Here is a 17394-nt window from a genome sequence, read left to right as displayed (position 1 = left end):
GGTCTCCCTTCGGTCAATCGTGAAACGGTTCGGTCAGGTTGCGGCGCCCCGTCAGGAAGGCATCCGCCACATGCAGAAGCGGCGCGACATCCACGTCGCTCTGCCCGGCCGCGATCAGCCCGGCGAAACGGCGGTAGAGGCCGGGATACTCGCCCGAACCTGCAACCTCCTGCGCGGTGCCGTCAATCGCCAGCCGCGCCCCCCCGTCGGAAAGCCGCAGGCTGCCGACATCGGTCTCGGCCAGGATGTCCCAGGTCTGGGGGCCGGTCTGGCGCCAGTCGAATTCGGCCTCCACCACCAGCCCGTCCGCCCCGGCAAAGCGCAGGTCGGCGGCGATGGGCTGGGCGCGGTTTTCCGGGAATGTCAGCTCCGCCGCGGTCACATGCACCGGCGCGGGCAGGATTTCCGTCAGGATGGACAGCGCGTTGATCCCCGGATCGAAGACGCCCAGCCCCCCCGGTTCCCAGATCCAGTCCTGGCCGGGATGCCAGTGGCGCACGTCCTCCTTCCAGTCGATGCGGACGCGGCGGATCGCCTTCCCGGCCAGAAAGGATTTCGCCGTTGCCACCCCCGCCGCCTGGCGCGAATGCCAGGTGGCGAACAGCGTCACGCCCTGCGACGCGGCCAGGTCGCGCAGGCGCAGCACCTCCGTGACGGTGGCGCCGGGAGGCTTTTCCAGCATCACGTGACGCCCGGCGCGCAGGGCGGCGGCGGCGGCCTCGAAGCGCACCTGCGGCGGCATGCACAGCGACACGGCCGCGATATCGGGCCGCGCGGCCAGCAGGGCCTCCATCGTCGCGTGGTTCTCCACCCCCTCGATCCCGCCGGAGCGGCTGACCGTGGCGGCAAGGCCCAGCCCCGGATCGGCGGCGATGGCGGGAATGTGCTGGTCGCGGGCGATCTTGCCGATCCCGGCCAGCGCGATGTCGAGAATCGCGGTCTCAGTGGCTGTCACGGGGCACCTCCCTGCCGCGGCATCCTTTCAGGAAATCGAGATCGGCGCCGGTATCGGCCCCCTCGACATGGGTGCGGAACAGCCAGTCATAGCCGCCCGAGGGCTGGTCGGGCAGAGGCTGCCACGCGGCCAGGCGCGCGGCAAGCTCGGCCTCGGGGATATCCAGATGCAGACGCCGTGCCGCCACGTCGATCTCGATCATGTCCCCCGAACGCACCACGGCCAGCGGCCCGCCCACCGCCGCCTCGGGCGAGGTATGCAGGATCACCGTGCCATAGGCGGTGCCGGACATGCGCGCATCGGAAATGCGGACCATGTCGGTGATGCCCTTCTTCAGCACCTTCGGCGGCAGGCCCATATTGCCCACCTCGGACATGCCGGGATAGCCGCGGGGGCCGCAATTCTTCAGCACCATGACGCAGGTCTCGTCGATATCCAGCGCATCGTCATTGATGCGGGCCTTGTAGTCGTCGATATCCTCGAAGACCACCGCACGGCCGCGATGCTGCATCAGCTGCGGACTGGCGGCCGAGGGTTTCAGAACCGCCCCCTTCGGCGCGAGATTTCCCTTCAGCACCGCGATGCCGCCCGAGGCGGTCAGCGCCTTCTCCACCGGCAGGATCACGTCCTCGTTCCAGTTGACGGCGTCGCGGACCTCGTCCCAGATCGTGTCGCCCGAGACGGTCAGCGCCTCCTTGTGGAGCATCCCCGCCTCGCCCAGCCGTTTCAGCACCACGGGCAGGCCGCCCGCATAGAAGAACTCTTCCATCAGGTACTTGCCCGAGGGCATGAGGTTGACCACGGTCGGCACGTCGCGGCCCAGCCGGTCCCAGTCGTCCAGGCTCAGATCGACGCCGCAGCGCCCGGCCATGGCCAGCAGGTGGATGACGGCATTGGTCGAGCCGCCGATCGCGCCGTTGCAGCGGATGGCGTTCTCGAAGGCCTGTTTCGTCATGATGTCGGAGGGTTTCAGGTCGTCCTTGACCATCTGCACGATGCGCCGGCCGGTCATCTGCGCCATGACGCGGCGGCGCGCATCCACCGCCGGGATGGCGGCATTGCCCGACAGCGCCATGCCGAGCGCCTCGGCCATGGAGGCCATGGTGGAGGCCGTGCCCATCGTGTTGCAGGTGCCCGAGGACCGGCTCATCGCCTGTTCGGCCTCCAGGAAATCCTGCTGGCTCATCTTGCCGGCCTTGATATCCTCGGACATCTGCCACAGCGCGGTGCCCGATCCGACGCGCTCGCCGCGGAACCAGCCGTTCAGCATCGGCCCGCCGGTGACGACGATGCTTGGCAGGTCGGTCGAGGCCGCGCCCATCAGGAGGCTCGGCGTGGTCTTGTCGCAGCCCACCAGCAGCACCGCGCCGTCGATCGGCTGGGCGCGCATCACCTCCTCCACCGCCATGGCGGCAAGGTTGCGATACATCATCGCCGTCGGCCGGAAGGTGTTTTCCGAGGCGGAGAAGACCGGGACCTCCACGGGAAATCCGCCCGCCTCCCAGACGCCGGCCTTCACCTTCTCGGCCAGTTCGCGCAGATGGCCGTTGCAGGGGGTCAGGTCCGACCAGGTGTTGAGGATGCCGATCACCGGGCGGCCGTCGAACAGGTCATGGGGATAGCCCTGGTTCTTCAGCCAGCCGCGGTGATAGATGTTGTCGCGTGATGTGCCGCCATACCATTCCTGGCTGCGCAGGCGGCGGGGCCAGGTGGCTTTCTCGAATGTCATCTCTGCCTCACAAGGTCCTGACTTCTGCGCGCCCCTCGCGGGGCGCGGCCTGTTTCAGCGGGTTTCTCAGCGGCAGCCCGAAGGGCGCGGCCTCGATTTCGAACAGATCGCCATCCTCCGTTGCCACCCCCGCGCCGAAGCTGAGCGTGGCGGTTCCGAACATGTGGACATGCACGTCCCCGGGCTGGCGGAAGAGGCCGTATTTGAAATGGTGGTGTTCCAGGTTCGCCAGGCTGTGGGACATGTTCGCCTCGCCCGAGAGGAACGGTTTCTCGAACACGATCTCGCCGCCGCGGCGGATGCGCGACAGGCCCTCCACGCTGGCGGGCAGCGCGCCGATCAGCAGTTCCGGCCCGATCGCCGCGGGGCGCAGCTTCGAATGGGCCAGCCACAGGTAATTGGCCCGCTCCGTCACGTGGTCGGAGAATTCATTGGCCAGGGCAAAGCCGATCCGGTGCGGCGTGCCGTCGGGACCGATGACATAGACCCCCGCGATCTCGGGTTCCTCGCCGCCATCCCCGGCGAAACCGGGCGAGACCAGCGCGGCCCCGGGGGCCACCAGCGCGGCGCCGTTTCCCTTGTAGAACCATTCGGGCTGCACCCCCGGCGCGCCATCGGCGGGCTTGCCGCCATCCAGGCCCATGCGGAACATGCGCATGCTGTCGGTCTCAGCCTCGGCCGCGGCATGCATCGCATCCCGGGTGGCCGCCGACCCCAGATGGGTCAGCCCGGTGCCGCTGAGATGCAGATGCGCCGGATCGGGATGGGTGACGGGCGGCAGCAGCCGCCTGTCCTCGTAAAGCTGCGCCAGATCGACCGCCCGGCCCAGCCCGATGGCCGCGACGCGGTCCCTGAGACTGTCGCCGCGGGCGATGCAGTCCAGCGCCAGCTGGTGCAGGCTCGCCCCGGTGGCCAGTTCGAAGGCCTCCGTGCCGTCGCGCACGACGACCTGGGCGCGGCCGCTCTTGTCATATTGCGACAGCAGCATCGCCTAGCCCCGCTTCTTGTTCATCACGTCGAAGATGACGGCGGCCAGCAGAACCAGCCCCTTGATGCATTGCTGCCAGTCGATGCCGATACCGAGGATCGACATGCCGTTATTCATCACGCCCATGATGAAGGCGCCAACCACCGCGCCGATCACGGTGCCCACCCCGCCGGACATCGAGGCCCCGCCGATGAATACCGCCGCGATCACGTCCAGCTCGAATCCGAGCCCGGCCTTGGGCGTGGCGGTGTTCAGCCGCGCGGCGAAGACGATGCCTGCCAGCCCCGCCAGCAGTCCCATATTGGCGAAGGTCAGGAAGGTCAGGCGCGGCGCGTTGATCCCCGAGAGCATCGCCGCCTTCTCGTTGCCGCCGACGGCATAGATGCGCCGCCCGATCGTCGTCTTCGAGGTCAGGAAGGAATAGACCGCGATCAACAGCGCCATGACGATGAAGACATTGGGCAGCCCGCGGAAATCGGCCATCAGGAAGGACATCCAGACCAGCGCCGCGAAAATCAGCCCGTTCTTGGCGGCAAACAGCGCGAAGGGCTCGTCCTCCACCCCCGCCGCCTCGTGCTGGCGCCGGGCCCGCACCGCCAGCGCCAGCAGCCCCGCGGCCACGGCCACCCCGATCAGGAGCGACAGCAGGTTGAACCCGTCCAGGCCGAAGGGATCGGCGATGAAGCCGCTGGCGATCAGCCGGAAGGCCGGCGGGAACGGCCCGACCGACTGCCCCGCCAGCAGGGCCAGCGTCAGCCCCTTGAAGACCAGCATCCCCGCCAGCGTCACGATGAAGGAGGGAATGCGGAAATAGGCGACCCAGAACCCCTGGGCCATGCCGATCACCGCGCCGACGCCGAGGCAGAGGATCCCGGCAATCGGCCAGGGAATGCCCCAGTTGACGATCATCACCGCCGCGACCGCGCCGACGAAGCCCATGACCGAGCCCACCGACAGGTCGATATGCCCCGCGACGATCACCAGAAGCATGCCGATCGCCATGATGACGATATAGCTGTTCTGCAGGATCAGGTTGGTCAGGTTGACCGGTTTTAGAAGGATGCCGCCGGTGGCGATCTGGAAGAAGGCCATGATCACCACCAGGGCGATCAGGATGCCGTATTCGCGCACATGCTTGCGCAGGAAATCCAGGGCCCCCGCGCCGCCCGCGGCCTTGCCCGGTCCGGTGCCGGAAGTCGTATCGGTCATCTGCGCTCCCCCGCCGATTTGATGATGGTGGCCATGATCCGTTCCTGGCTGGCCTCGCTGGTGGGCATCTCGCCGACGAAGCGGCCCTCGTTCATGACATAAAGCCGGTCGGTGATGCCCAGAAGTTCGGGCAGTTCCGAGGAAATGACGATCACCGCCTTGCCTGCCGCCGCCAGGTCGCGGATCACGCAGTAGATTTCATATTTCGCCCCCACGTCGATGCCGCGGGTGGGTTCGTCCAGGATCAGCACGTCGGGATCGGCGAACAGCCATTTCGACAGCACGACCTTCTGCTGGTTGCCGCCCGAGAGGTTCACCGTCTCCTGCTCGATCGAGGAAGACTTGATGTTCAGCCTTCCGCGATACATCTCGGCGACCTCGGCTTCGCGGTTGCTGTCCACAACCATGCCGTCGGCGATCTTCTCCAGCCGGGCCAGCGGCACGTTCCGGCGGATCGTGTCATCGAGGACCAGGCCATAGCCCTTGCGGTCCTCCGTGGCATAGGCAAGCCCGATATCAATGGCTTGCCGGACGGTTTTCATCTGAACCCGCCTGCCGCCGATCTCCACATTGCCGCTGATATCCTGGCCATAGCTGCGGCCGAACAGGCTCATCGCCAGTTCCGTGCGCCCGGCCCCCATCAACCCGGCAATGCCCAGCACCTCGCCCCTGCGGACATGGAAGCTGACATTGTCGACCACCCTGCGCGCGGCATGGACCGGGTGGTGCACGGTCCAGTTCTCGACCTTCATCGCGATCTCGGGGGTCGCGTGGTCGATCTTGGGCGGATAGCGGTCATCCAGCGCGCGGCCGACCATGTCGCGGATGATGCGGTCCTCGCTGACCCCGTCGCGGCAGTCGATCCGCGCCACCGCCGCCCCGTCGCGCAGCACGGTGATCGTGTCGGCCACTTTCGAGACCTCGCCCAGCTTGTGGCTGATCAGGATCGAGGTGATGCCGCGCGCCTTGAATTCCAGCAGCAGCTCCAGCAGCTTCTCGCTGTCCTGCTCGTTCAGCGACGATGTCGGCTCGTCCAGGATCAAAAGGCGCACATCCTTGGACAGCGCCTTGGCGATCTCCACCAGCTGCTGCTTGCCCAGGCCCAGCTGATCGACCGGCGTCTCGGGCGCCTCGCGCCCCAGCCCCACCCGCGCCAGCAGGCCCCGCGCCTGCGCGTTGGTGTCGTGCCAGTCGATGATGCCCTTCGCGGCCCGCTCGTTGCCGAGAAAGATGTTCTCGGCGATCGACAGGAGCGGGATCAGCGCCAGTTCCTGGTGGATGATGATGATCCCCGCCGCCTCGCTGTCGCGGATCGAGCCGAATTGCTGGACCTGCCCGTCATAGACGATGTCGCCGGTATAGGATCCGTGCGGATAGACGCCCGACAGCACCTTCATCAATGTCGATTTGCCTGCCCCGTTCTCGCCGCACAGCGCGTGGATCTCGCCCTCGGCCACTGCGATATCCACCCGGTCCAGGGCCTTGACGCCCGGGAATTCCTTGGTGATCCCGCGCATCTCCAGAATGTTCGTCATGACTGCCCCCCATCCGCGGACCGGTCCCCGCCGCCCCGGGCGGGAACCGGCGGGCGGATCACTTCACCTGATCTTCGGTGTAGTAACCCGAGCCGAGGATCACCTCTTCCCAGTTGGCTTCGGTCACGGCGACCGGAGACAGCAGGTAGGACGGCACGGTCTTGACGCCGTTGTCATAGGTCTCGGTATCGTTGATCTCGGGTTCGGTGCCTTCCAGCAGCGCATCGACCATGCCCACCGTCACCCGCGCCAGTTCGCGCGTGTCCTTGAAGATGGTGGAATACTGGTCGCCGCGCAGGATCGCCTTGATCGACGGGATCTCGGCATCCTGGCCGGTGACGATCGGCATGGGCATGTCGTCGCCCGAGCCGTAGCCCACGCCCGACAGCGAGGAGATGATGCCGATGGACAGCCCGTCATAGGGCGACAGCACGCCATGGACCCGCTCGTCGGTATAGCTGGCCGACAGAAGGTTATCCATCCGCGCCTGGGCCAGCGAGCCGTCCCAGCGCAGCGTGCCGACCGTGTCCATGCCGCTCTGGCCCGAGGGGATGGCGATGTCGCCCGCATCGATCAGCGGCTGGATCACCGACATGGCGCCGTCATAGAAGAAATAGGCGTTGTTGTCGTCGGGCGAGCCGCCGAAGAGTTCCACATTCCATGGCTTGGTGTCGGGGAAGCGTTCCTTCAGCCCCTCGACCAGGGTCGTGGCCTGCTGCACGCCGACCTGGAAATTGTCGAAGGTCGCGTAATAGTCGACATCGCCGGAATCGCGGATCAGCCGGTCATAGGCGACGACCTGGATATCCGAGGCGGCGGCATTGGCCAAAGCGTTCGACAGCGTGGTGCCGTCGATCGCCGCGATCACCAGCACGTCGACGCCCTTGGTGATCATGTTCTCGATCTGCGCCAGCTGGTTGGGGATGTCGTCCTCGGCATATTGCAGGTCGGTCGTATAGCCCGCCGCCTCGAACTGCTCGACCATGCTCTGCCCGTCCGAGATCCAGCGGGCGGAGGATTTCGTCGGCATGGCAATGCCCACATAGCCCTTGTCATCGGCGGCAGCGGTGCCCGCGACAAGCGCGGCAAGCGCGCTGGTGGCCAGCGCACGGGTAATCGTTTTCATGTCTCTCTCCCTGTGTTCCGCGCGCTCCTTCGTTCCTCCCCCGGATCGCGCGGACGTCCCTTTGTCCCGCCGGACGGCCTGCGGCCGGTCCGGCCCCTCTGTCTAGGGTTGCATTGCCATCGCATTCAAATCAGGAATGGGGATGGCAACATACCATGACGGGTATATCGTGATGAGCGACGGAGACCGCGCGGGCGGGCGCGACGACCTGGTGCGGCGCGGGCTGCGCTTTTCCCAGCTGCGGCTGCTGGCGGCCTTGAAGGAGACCGGGCAGATCTCGGCCGCGGCGGCGCAGCTGGCCATCACCCAGCCCGCCGCCTCCCGCCTGCTGGCCGAACTGGAGCGGCTGGCGGGCGCCCGGCTCTACGAACGCCATGCCCGCGGCATCACCCTGACCGAGGCCGGCGAAAGGCTGGCGGGGCGCGCGCGGCAGGTGCTGGGACAGCTGGACGATGCCCGCGCCGAATTGCAGGATCTGGGCGCGGGCGCGGCGGGCGAGGTGCGCATCGGCGCCGTGACGGGCCCGGCGCTGGAACTGGTGCTGCCCGCGATCCGCGAATTGCGCGTCACCTATCCCGGCATCCGCATCTCGGTGCTGGTGGACACGTCGGACCGGCTGGCCGAGGCGCTGGCGGCGCGGAGCCTGGATTTCTACCTCGGCCGCCTGCATGAGGCGATCGACGCGCGGCGCGTGGAGATGCGTCCGATCGGCCCCGAACCGGTGGCGCTGATCGTGCGGCGCGGCCACCCGCTGTCCCGGCAGCCCGCGCCCCGCCTGGAGGACTGCCTGGATTATGACTGGGTGATGCAGCCCCCCGGCGGCCTGCAGCGGCGCACGGTGGAAACCTGGCTTCTGCAACGCGGCCTGCCGCTGCCGGGGCGCATTCTGGGCACGGCCTCCCTGCTGCTGACGCTGGCGCTGATCGCCGAAACCAATGCCATCGCCCCCGTGGCCCGCGCCGTGGCCCTGTTTCACGGCGGCACGGGGGGCACGGGCGGCAATTACGAGATCCTGCCCGTGGCCGAAGATCTGGCCGTGGCGCCCTATTCGCTGATCCGGCTGCGCGACCAGCCGCTCTCGGCGGCGGCCGAGCGCGTGATCGGGCTGATCGGACGCAAGATCGACGCGCTGCCGCCCGTGGTTGCAGAGTGAAACCCCTGCCCCCGCAGCCGCGGGATGCCCGGTTTCCGCCCGGCCCCGCAACAGGTTGCCGCATTTGACCCTGCGCAAGGACAATCGACGAAATCCGCGCTTCTTGTCCCGGCAAAGACGTGCAAGGCTTCGGCCGTGGAGGTGGGCATGACAATCGGAACCGTCGTTTTCGACGCCTACGGGACGTTGTTCGATGTCGCCGAGGGCGCGCGCCGCCTTGCGGCGGACCCCGGCTCCGGGCACCTGGCCGCCGTCTCTGCCGCGCTGGCGGAAAGCTGGCGGCGCAAGCAGCTGGATTACGCCTGGCTGCGCAGCCTGGGCGGACAGAAGGCCGATTTCTGGCAGATCACCGGCGATGCGCTGGACTGGGCGCTGGAACGGCACGGTTTCGATCCGGCCGACGGCTCGGGGCTGCGCGACCGGCTGCTGTCGCTCTATCGCGACCTGCCGCCCTTCGCCGATGTCCCGGCCACCCTGGCGGCCCTCAAATCTTCCGGGCTCCAGCTGGCCGTGCTGTCCAACGGCACCCGCGAGATGCTGGATCAGACGCTTGCCGCCGCCGGGCTGCGGAACCGGTTCGACGCGCTGCTGGCCGCGCCCGAAAGCGGCGCGTTCAAACCCGATCCGCGCGCCTATGACCTGGTCGGCGCGCAGTTCGGGCGGCCCCGCTCCGAGGTGCTGTTCGTCTCGGCCAATGGCTGGGACGTGGCGGCGGCGGCCAGCTACGGGTTCCGCACGGTCTGGATCAACCGCGCGGGCCTGCCGCGCGACCGCCTGCCCGGGCGCCCGGACATGACCGAACCCGACCTGCGCCGCATCCCCGACCTGGCAAGGACCATGCGCCACAACCTGCGCGACAGCCCCTCGCGCTTCGGGCGGACGGAGTATTTCACCAATCGCGACGGGCTCCGCCTGGCCTATCGCGCGGATGGCCCGGCGGAGGCGCCGGTGCTGCTGTGCCTGGCCGGGCTGACGCGCAACCTGTCGGATTTCGACCCGGTGGCGCGCGATTTCTCGGACCGGGTGCGGGTGCTGCGGCTGGACACGCGCGGACGCGGCCAATCCGACTGGGACCCCGATTACCTCAATTACAACCTGATCCGCGAAAGCCATGACGCGATCGACCTGCTGGATCACCTGGGGATCGCGCGGGCGGCGATCCTGGGCACCTCGCGCGGCGGGCTGATCGCCATGGCGCTGGCCGGCGGACACCGGAACCGCGTCACCGGCGTGTGCCTCAACGATATCGGCCCCGAGATCCAGCCCGAGGGGCTGGCCGCGATCGGCCGCTACCTGGGACGCCGCCCCGGCGTGGACAGCTACGAGGCGGCGGCCGAGACCTTCGCGCGCTGCAATGCCGCCGCCTTCCCGGGGGTCGGGACCGCCTGCTGGCAGGACCATGCGCGGCGGATCTTCTGCGACAGTCCCGACGGGCTGGACCTGCGCTATGATCCGCTGCTGCGCCGGTCGATCCTGGAACAGTCGGCGACCGATGCGATCCAGGATCTGTGGCTGCTTTTCGGCGGGCTGCGGGGCTTGCCGCTGGCGCTGATCCGTGGTCAGAACTCGGACATCCTATCGGCCGCGACCGCCGGGGAAATGCGGCGCCGCCGCCCGGACATGATCTATGGCGAGGTCCCCGGCCGCGGCCATGTCCCCTTCCTCGACGAACCGCAAGCACAGGCCGTGATCTCCGCCTTTCTCGAAGGACTGCCATGACCCCCGACCTGATCGCCGCCGCCCGTGACCGCCTGAAGGGTCATGCCCGCGTCACCCCGATGCTGTCCTCGCCCTTTCTCGACGAGATCGCGGGGCGGCGGGTGCTGGTGAAGGCCGAATGCCTGCAGCATACCGGGTCCTTCAAGTATCGCGGGGCGCGCGCGGCAATCAGCGCGCTGGACCCGGCGACGCGCGCCCGCGGGATCTGCGCGGCCTCCTCGGGCAACCATGCCCAGGGCGTGGCGCTGGCCGCGCGCGAGATGGGGGTCCGCGCGGTGATGCTGATGCCCGCCGACGCCCCGCGCATCAAGCTGGAGAACACCCGCGCGCTGGGCGCCGAGGTCGTGACCTATGACCGCGCCACCCAGGATCGCGATGCGCTGATGCTGGCGCTGGAGGCCGAGCGCGGCATGACGCTGGTGCGCCCCTTCGACGATGCGCAGGTCATCGCGGGCCAGGGCACCTGCGGGCTGGAGATCGCCGAACAGGCCCGGGACGCGGGCGTGGAGACGGCGGATGTGCTGGTCTGCTGCAGCGGCGGCGGCCTGACCGCGGGGATTGCCGTGGCGCTGGCCCGGGAGGCGCCGGGCCTGCGCGTGCGCCCGGTGGAGCCCGAGGGGTTCGACGATACCGCCCGGTCGCTGCGCTCGGGCCGGCGCGAGACCAATCCGCGCCAGTCCGGCAGCCTGTGCGACGCGATCCTGGCCCCCGCGCCGGGCGAACTGACCCTGCCGGTGATGCTGCGCCATTGCGGTCCGGGCCTGACCGTGACGGATGACGAGGCGCTGCGCGCCATGGCCCTGGCCCTGCTGCGGCTGAAGATCGTGGTCGAACCCGGCGGCGCCGCCGCGCTGGCCGCTGCCTTGTTTTGCCGCGAAAGCATTCAGGGCGAGGCGGTTATCGTCACCGCCAGCGGCGGCAACTGCGATCCCGCCCTGCTCTCGCGGGCCATGACACTGCCGCAGGATTAAGCCCTCACGAGAAAATGTCCCTTATTTCCGTGATTTGGCGCAATCCATGCTTTCCATGTAAATTATTCGCTTATATGTGGGCCTACGTGATCTGTTGTCACGCGTGACAGAGGCTGACGAGTGTAATGACCGAAACAGTAACCCAGCTTGACTACCCGGCCAGTGCCGATTCCCATCTGGACCTGCCCCCCGGCGCGGTCCTTCAGGCGGATATGGCCGATCAGGCGGAAGCGGCAAGTTCCTACCTGAAGGCGCTGTCCCATCCCGGACGGCTGATGATCATGTGCTACCTGATCGAGGGCGAGAAGACCGTGACCGATCTGGAACTGCTGCTGGGGGCACGCCAGTCCTCCGTCAGCCAGCACCTTGCCCGGCTGCGCGCCGACAAGCTGGTGCGCACCCGCCGCGACGGCAAGGCGATCCACTATTCGCTGGCCGATGAGCGCGCCAAGCGGGTGATCGCGATGATGCACGACCTGTTCTGCCGGACCGCACCGAAATCGGCATGACCACCATCACCGTCTGCACGACCTGCCGCACCGCCGAGGGCCGCGCGGACCGGACGCTCCCCCCGCAGGGGGAAGCGTTCCTGGCGCAGCTGGCCGCCGCGGCCATGCCGGGCGTGACGGTTCGCGGCACGGCCTGCCTGATGGGCTGCGATCAGGGCTGCACCCTGGCGATCTCGGATCACGGCAAGCTGTCCTATGTTCTGGGCCGCTTCGGCGGCGATGCGCAGGATGCCGGGGCGGTGGCCGACTTCGCCCGCTTCCACGCGGAAAGCGGTACCGGCCAGGTGCCCTTCCGCCAGTGGCCGCAGGGGGTGAAGGGGCATTTCATCGCCCGCATCCCGCCGCTGGACTGAGCCTCAGCCCTCCCAGGAAATGAAATCCCCCGACGGGATGCGCCGGGCGCCCTCCAGCGGGCCGTGCCACGCATAGAGCCAGGCCGCCACCCTGCCCTGCGGCCCCGTCACCTCGCGGCATTCGCGCCGGAACGGCGAGGCTGCCGGAACCGCGGGATCGTAGCCCTCATAGGCATCCAGCGCCTTCAGCAGGCTGCTCCCCGCGGGAAGGGCCAGGAGATCGCCCCGCACCTGGTCCCCCGCAGCGCGCGCCGCGACAAGCCCCGGATACCAGGACAGCAGGTAAAGCCGTCCCGCCACGGTGGCCGGGCCCAGCACCTGCGCCTCGCGCAGCAGGTGCCGCGCGGCGGCTGCATGGGCCACGGCCGGGCGCAGCGTGCCGTAGACGAAGACCAGGTCGATGCCGGTCAGCCCCGGCATTCCGCCAGGCTGCAGCGCTGCCGCCCATCCGCATCGAAATTCTCCGGCGCCAGCCAGGCGGCGAAGCCTGCCCGGAGGCGCGGCCAGTCCCGGTCGGTCGCCGCGAACCAGGCGGTATCGCGATTGCGGCCCTTGTAGACCGTGGCCTGCCGGAACGTGCCCTCATAGCTGAACCCCAGCCGTTCCGCCGCGCGCCGCGACGGCCCGTTCAGCGCATCGCATTTCCATTCATAGCGGCGATAGCCCAGCGTATCGAAAGCATGGCCCATCATCAGCGCCATCGCCTCCGTGGCCATGGCCGTGCCCTGCAGCGCCCCGGAGAACATGATGAACCCGACCTCGATGCTGCCCGCCTCGGGGGTGATGCGCAGGAAGGAGGCAAAGCCCAGCACCGCCCCGCCATCCTGCGCGGCGATGGCGAAGAACAGCGGATCGCGGCTGTCGCAGGCGCCCGTGATCCAGGCCTCGAACCCGGCCGCATCGGGAAACGGCCCCTGCGGCATGTAGGTCCACAGCGCGGCATTCTGCGTCCCGCCGACACGCGCGAACAGCCCCGAGGCATGATCCGGGCGCAAAGGCTCCAGCCGCACCAGCCGCCCCTCCAGAACCACGGGCTCCGGGCGCGGCCGCGGCAATGCCAGGGCGACCTCCTCGCCGATCGGCTGGCCGTAATCGTTCATCCTGCTCATTGCGCGCGCTCCCCGGCGTTTTGCGATCAATGGACCGCCATCGCCGCGCAGGCCAGTGCCAGCACGGGCGAAGGATGAGACCAGTTCAGATCCACTTGGCCAGGGGCGGCAGGCTCATCAGCACGGCATTGGCATCATGGCCGGTTTCCAGCCCGAATTTCGTGCCCCGGTCATAGACGAGGTTGTATTCGGCATAGAGCCCGCGATGCACCAGCTGGGCCTGCCTTTCCGCCTCGCCCCAGGCCATGTCGCGCCGCCTCTCGACCAGCGGCAGGAAGGCCGGCAGGAACGCCTCGCCCACCGCGCGGGTGAAGGCGAAATCCGCGTCCCAGTCGCCGGTATGCAGGTCGTCGTAGAAGATCCCGCCGACGCCGCGGGCGCGGTTGCGGTGGGGAATGAAGAAATACTCGTCCGCCCAGGCCTTGAAGCGGGGATAGTACCCGGCGTCATGGGCATCGCAGGCGGCGCGCAGCCTGTCATGGAAATGGGCGGTATCCTCGTCATAGTCGAGGCAGGGATTCAGGTCGGCGCCGCCGCCGAACCAATGCGCGGCCGGGGTCCAGAACATGCGGGTGTTCATGTGCACGGCCGGGCAATGCGGGTTCTGCATATGCGCCACCAGCGAGATGCCCGAGGCCCAGAAGCGCGGATCGCCCGACAGGTCCAGATCCTTGCGCGCCGCCATGGAACGCTGCGCCTTCTCGCCCAGCACGCCATGGACGGTGGAGACATTGACGCCGACCTTCTCGAAGACGCGGCCGCCGCGCATCACCGACATCAGCCCGCCGCCGGCATCCGATCCGTCCGGCGAGGCGCGGCGGGTTTGCGTCACCTCGAACCGTCCGGCGGGCTGATCCGCGAAGGGACCGGTGGACTGGCTGTCCTCCAGCGCCTCGAACGCGGCGGTGATGCGGTCGCGCAGGCTCCGGAACCAGTCGGAGGCGGCGGCCTTCTCGCGGGCGAAATCATCGGTCATTCGGGAACGCTCCTCGTCTCGTGCGCCCGATCTAGACCACTCCGCCCGCCCCTTCAAACGGCTTCGCGCCTCAGATCCGCCCCTCGGAGGCCTTCTGCATCTCCTCGGAGAACTGGCGGCGCAGGCGGCGGCGGACCTCGGCGGCGCGGTGACGGGCCTGTTCCTCCTCGGTCAGCACCTGCAGCGGCGGCACCTCGGCGGGCTTGCCGTCGTCATCGACGGCGACCATGGTGAAATAGCACGAATTGGTGTGGCGCGAGACGCCCGAGCGGATATCCTGCGCCTCGACCCGGATGCCGATCTCCATCGAGGTGCGCCCGACATGGTTGACGCTGGCCTTGAAGCTGACGAGCTCGCCGACATTCACCGGCTGCTTGAAGGTCACCTGATCCACCGACAGCGTCACCGCATAGCGTTTCGAGAAGCGCGAGGCGCAGGAAAAGGCCACGCGGTCGAGGAGGTTCAGAAGCGCGCCCCCATGCACCTTGCCGCTGAAATTGGCCATGTCGGGGGTCATCAGGACGGTCATCTCAAGCTTGCGGGGATCCATCTGGCTCACTCGTCGAATTGCTGGTCCGGCCCAGTCTAGAGCCTGGCCCGGCGGGCACAACCTGCGGTGCCGCGATGCCTCTGCCCCCGTGGCCGCCATGCCCCGAAATCTTCGCGGCGCCCGCATTTGTGCCTTGCAACCGCCGCGCAGGTTTCCTAGAAGCCCCCGTACCAAGCGCGGTCCGTTCGTCTATCGGTTAGGACGCCAGGTTTTCAACCTGGAAAGAGGGGTTCGATTCCCCTACGGACTGCCACTTTCCCCCGCCGACATCATGATGCCGACGCGCCTGCACCCCTCGGGTCGCAAGCCGTGCCCGCGCGCCGCCCCGATGCGAAGAGGCCCCGCCTCGCGGCAGGGCCTCCGGTGTCATTTCATCAGCGCAGACCAGGCCGGGTCCGATCCCGACCCTTCGGTGGGCACGCGCTGCAGGTTGCGCCCGGTGATGTCCACCGAATAGATCTGTGCCGCGCCGCCCGAACCGGGGGTCTCGCGGGTGAACATCAGCACCCGGCCATTGGGCGCCCAGGTCGGTGCCTCGTCGAGGAAGGCGGCCGTCAGCAGGCGTTCCTCCGACCCGTCGGGACGCATCACGCCGATATGGAACCGGCCCTGGTTCTGCTTGGTGAAAGCGATGTAATCGCCCTTGGGCGACCAGACCGGGGTGCCGTAGCGCCCGGCGCCGAAGCTGATCCGCTTGGGCTCGCCGCCGCCTGCGGGCATGACGTAAAGCTGCGGCGCGCCGGAGCGGTCGCTTTCGAACACGATCTGCCGCCCGTCCGGCGAGAAGCTGGGCGCCGTCTCGATCGAGGCGGCATCGCTCAGCCGCGTGCGCGACCCCGACCCCAGGTCCAGACGGTAGAGATCGGTATTGCCGCCCTGCTCGAAGGAGAACAGGATCGCCCGCCCGTCAGGGGCATAGCGCGGCGAGAAGGTCATCGATCCCGGCTGGTCATCCACCGCGGTGACGCTCAGCGAGTTCAGGTTCATCTCGTAGATATGCGGAAAGCCCGAGGAATAGCTGGTATAGAGCACCCGCGTGTTGTCGGGCGAGATCCGCGGGGCGATCACCAGGTCGCGCCCGTCGGTGAGGTATTTCACATTGGCGCCGTCCTGGTCCATGATCGCCAGCCGCTTGACGCGCGCATCCTTCGGCCCGGTCTCGGCGACATAGACGACGCGGCTGTCGAAATACGGCCCCTCGCCGGTGATCCGGCTGTAGATTGCATCCGCCACTTTATGCGCGATGCGCCGCCAGCCATCGGGACGGCCGCTGAATTGCAGCCCCTCGCCCAGCTGCTGTTCCGAGAAGATGTCGAACAGCCGGAACTTCACCGTGATCTGGTCGCCGGTATGCTCCAGCTGGCCGGTGACCAGCGCCTGGGCATTGATCGTCTTCCAGTCGGCATAGGCGACGGGGCTGTCGAAATTCGTGACCGGCGAGATGAAGGCCTCGCGGCCGATGGCGCGGAACAGGCCCGTGCCTTCCAGGTCGTTGCGGATCACCCCCAGCATGTCCTGGACCATGGCCTGGCCCTGCATCGAGGAGGTGACGAATTCCGACAGCGCGATCGGCACGGGCTCGATCACGCCATCGGTGATCTCGATGCGCAGCGGGCCGCGCGCCTCCTGTGCCAGGGCGGGTGTCAGGGCGGGGGCCGCGAGGATCAGCGCGGCAAGGCAGGCGGTGGTGAGGCGTCTCATCGGAGGCGCATCCTTTCGGGGTTGAAGACCAGTTCGATCTGCCGCCACTGGTCGTATTTGTCCACAGGCAAGGGATAGCCCGTCCGCTGGCATTGCAGAATTGCCCGCCGCGCGACCTCGTAGGCCTGCGACGCGGCATCGGCACCGCCCCCGGCATAATCGGTCATCCGCAGCGAACCGGCAACCGGCTTGCCGTCCGGGCTCATGTCCATCGCCACCGTCACCGTCACCCGCGCGGCCTCGGTCGAGAGCGCGTTGAAGTTCCAGCATTGCGACACCGCGATCATGAAGGCATCCGTCTCCGCCCCGGTCATCGGCGCGCTGGATCTCGCGGGCGCGACCGGTTCCGGCGTGGTCTGCGCCTCGTTCAGCGCATCGGCGATGGCATCTGCGATCGGATCGCTGGGGGCGGGTTCGGGTTCGGGCGCGGGCGCCGGCTCCGGCTCGGGCGCCGGTTCAGGTTCGGGCGCCGGTTCAGGTTCGGGCGCCGGTTCAGGTTCGGGCGCCGGGGGCTCCGGCACGGGCTCGGCCTCGGGCACGGGCGCAGGCGGCGGCGCGCGGCGTTCGGGACGCGGCGCCGGTCGCGGCGAGGTCGGCGCCACCGGGGTCTCCACCTCCTCGGTCTCCACCGCCTCCGTCACCACCTGGGGCGAGGCCTCCTCGGGCGCCTGGGCGGGTTCCTCGGGCTCGGGCCGGGGCGGCGCGGACGACGGCAGCGCCGCCACCGGCGGCACCGGCGCGGGGCCCTCGGGCAAGGGCGACTCCGGCGAAGGCGTGGGCGCCACGCGCTTGACCGGCGGCGGCGGGGTTG

The 17394-nt window shown here is 68.5% G+C and carries 16 protein-coding genes, 1 tRNA gene and 1 pseudogene; 6 read left to right on the top strand and 12 right to left on the bottom strand.

Translation table 11 applies throughout. The features are described from left to right. Positions 1 to 13 precede the first annotated feature (13 nt). The 6 genes from ICN82_RS10320 to chvE are packed head-to-tail and all read right to left on the bottom strand — an operon-like array spanning position 14 to position 7542. Complete coding sequence (locus ICN82_RS10320; RefSeq protein ID WP_193182357.1) at positions 14 to 955, bottom strand: Gfo/Idh/MocA family protein; 942 nt, start codon at positions 953 to 955, stop codon at positions 14 to 16. Then, on the bottom strand, positions 942 to 2684 hold the full coding sequence (gene araD / locus ICN82_RS10315; RefSeq protein WP_193182355.1) for an L-arabinonate dehydratase: 1743 nt from the start codon (positions 2682 to 2684) through the stop codon (positions 942 to 944). The genes ICN82_RS10320 and araD overlap by 14 nt, the downstream gene beginning before the upstream one ends. A 7-nt stretch (positions 2685 to 2691) precedes the next feature. Next, on the bottom strand, positions 2692 to 3672 hold the full coding sequence (gene araD1, locus ICN82_RS10310; protein WP_193182353.1) for an AraD1 family protein: 981 nt from the start codon (positions 3670 to 3672) through the stop codon (positions 2692 to 2694). 3 nt (positions 3673 to 3675) lie between these two features. Further along, on the bottom strand, positions 3676 to 4881 hold the full coding sequence (gene mmsB, locus ICN82_RS10305; protein WP_193182350.1) for a multiple monosaccharide ABC transporter permease: 1206 nt from the start codon (positions 4879 to 4881) through the stop codon (positions 3676 to 3678). Further along, complete coding sequence (gene mmsA, locus ICN82_RS10300; RefSeq protein WP_193182348.1) at positions 4878 to 6416, bottom strand: multiple monosaccharide ABC transporter ATP-binding protein; 1539 nt, start codon at positions 6414 to 6416, stop codon at positions 4878 to 4880. The genes mmsB and mmsA overlap by 4 nt, the downstream gene beginning before the upstream one ends. Positions 6417 to 6474: 58 nt before the next feature. Further along, positions 6475 to 7542 carry a multiple monosaccharide ABC transporter substrate-binding protein gene (chvE, locus tag ICN82_RS10295; RefSeq protein WP_193182342.1) on the bottom strand — a complete coding sequence of 356 codons (1068 nt, stop codon included), beginning with the start codon at positions 7540 to 7542 and terminating at the stop codon, positions 6475 to 6477. Positions 7543 to 7684: 142 nt separating this feature from the next. On the opposite strand from chvE, the gene ICN82_RS10290 reads away from it, so the two are divergent. From ICN82_RS10290 to ICN82_RS10265, 5 genes are all read left to right on the top strand, one after another. Beyond that, complete coding sequence (locus ICN82_RS10290; RefSeq protein ID WP_226898419.1) at positions 7685 to 8695, top strand: LysR family transcriptional regulator; 1011 nt, start codon at positions 7685 to 7687, stop codon at positions 8693 to 8695. Between the two features lie 147 nt (positions 8696 to 8842). Continuing rightward, positions 8843 to 10414, top strand: coding sequence for a haloacid dehalogenase type II (locus ICN82_RS21620; protein WP_330998987.1), 1572 nt, complete (start codon positions 8843 to 8845; stop codon positions 10412 to 10414). Beyond that, a complete protein-coding gene (locus tag ICN82_RS10275) occupies positions 10411 to 11385 on the top strand; it encodes a threonine ammonia-lyase (protein WP_193182340.1) in 975 nt (324 codons plus the stop codon). Before ICN82_RS21620 ends, ICN82_RS10275 begins: the two co-directional genes overlap by 4 nt. Positions 11386 to 11510: 125 nt before the next feature. Continuing rightward, the gene (locus ICN82_RS10270) at positions 11511 to 11894 is read left to right on the top strand and encodes an ArsR/SmtB family transcription factor (protein WP_330998986.1); all 384 of its coding nucleotides are present in this window, start codon (positions 11511 to 11513) and stop codon (positions 11892 to 11894) included. After that, entirely contained in the window at positions 11891 to 12247 is a 357-nt protein-coding gene (locus ICN82_RS10265) for a DUF1636 family protein (RefSeq protein ID WP_193182338.1), read from the top strand. Before ICN82_RS10270 ends, ICN82_RS10265 begins: the two co-directional genes overlap by 4 nt. A gap of 3 nt (positions 12248 to 12250) precedes the next feature. Here the strand turns inward: ICN82_RS10265 and ICN82_RS10260 are convergent, their stop codons facing one another. The 4 genes from ICN82_RS10260 to ICN82_RS10245 all read right to left on the bottom strand — a co-directional run bounded on the left by ICN82_RS10260 (position 12251) and on the right by ICN82_RS10245 (position 14882). Continuing rightward, on the bottom strand, positions 12251 to 12667 hold the full coding sequence (locus ICN82_RS10260; RefSeq protein ID WP_193182336.1) for a gamma-glutamylcyclotransferase family protein: 417 nt from the start codon (positions 12665 to 12667) through the stop codon (positions 12251 to 12253). Beyond that, complete coding sequence (locus ICN82_RS10255) at positions 12655 to 13356, bottom strand: GNAT family N-acetyltransferase (RefSeq protein WP_193182334.1); 702 nt, start codon at positions 13354 to 13356, stop codon at positions 12655 to 12657. The genes ICN82_RS10260 and ICN82_RS10255 overlap by 13 nt, the downstream gene beginning before the upstream one ends. 85 nt (positions 13357 to 13441) lie before the next feature. Continuing rightward, positions 13442 to 14332 (bottom strand): oxygen-dependent coproporphyrinogen oxidase, encoded by an 891-nt coding sequence (hemF, locus tag ICN82_RS10250; protein ID WP_193182332.1) that lies wholly within the window; start codon positions 14330 to 14332, stop codon positions 13442 to 13444. Positions 14333 to 14402: 70 nt separating this feature from the next. After that, positions 14403 to 14882 carry an acyl-CoA thioesterase gene (locus tag ICN82_RS10245; RefSeq protein ID WP_193182330.1) on the bottom strand — a complete coding sequence of 160 codons (480 nt, stop codon included), beginning with the start codon at positions 14880 to 14882 and terminating at the stop codon, positions 14403 to 14405. 178 nt (positions 14883 to 15060) lie between these two features. On the opposite strand from ICN82_RS10245, the gene ICN82_RS10240 reads away from it, so the two are divergent. Then, positions 15061 to 15135 (top strand) — tRNA-Glu (locus ICN82_RS10240). Positions 15136 to 15248: 113 nt separating this feature from the next. On the opposite strand, the gene tolB is transcribed toward ICN82_RS10240, so the two are convergent. After that, entirely contained in the window at positions 15249 to 16583 is a 1335-nt protein-coding gene (gene tolB / locus ICN82_RS10235; RefSeq protein ID WP_193182329.1) for a Tol-Pal system beta propeller repeat protein TolB, read from the bottom strand. Beyond that, positions 16580 to 17394: pseudogene (locus ICN82_RS10230) on the bottom strand (cell envelope biogenesis protein TolA); the annotation flags it as partial. The pseudogene ICN82_RS10230 and the gene tolB, both read right to left, overlap by 4 nt.

The sequence above is a fragment of the Mangrovicoccus algicola genome (assembly GCF_014903745.1).
Lineage (GTDB): Bacteria > Pseudomonadota > Alphaproteobacteria > Rhodobacterales > Rhodobacteraceae > Mangrovicoccus > Mangrovicoccus algicola.
Note: the sequence above shows the minus strand (reverse complement) of the source record. Positions and strands in the feature narration are given on the sequence as shown.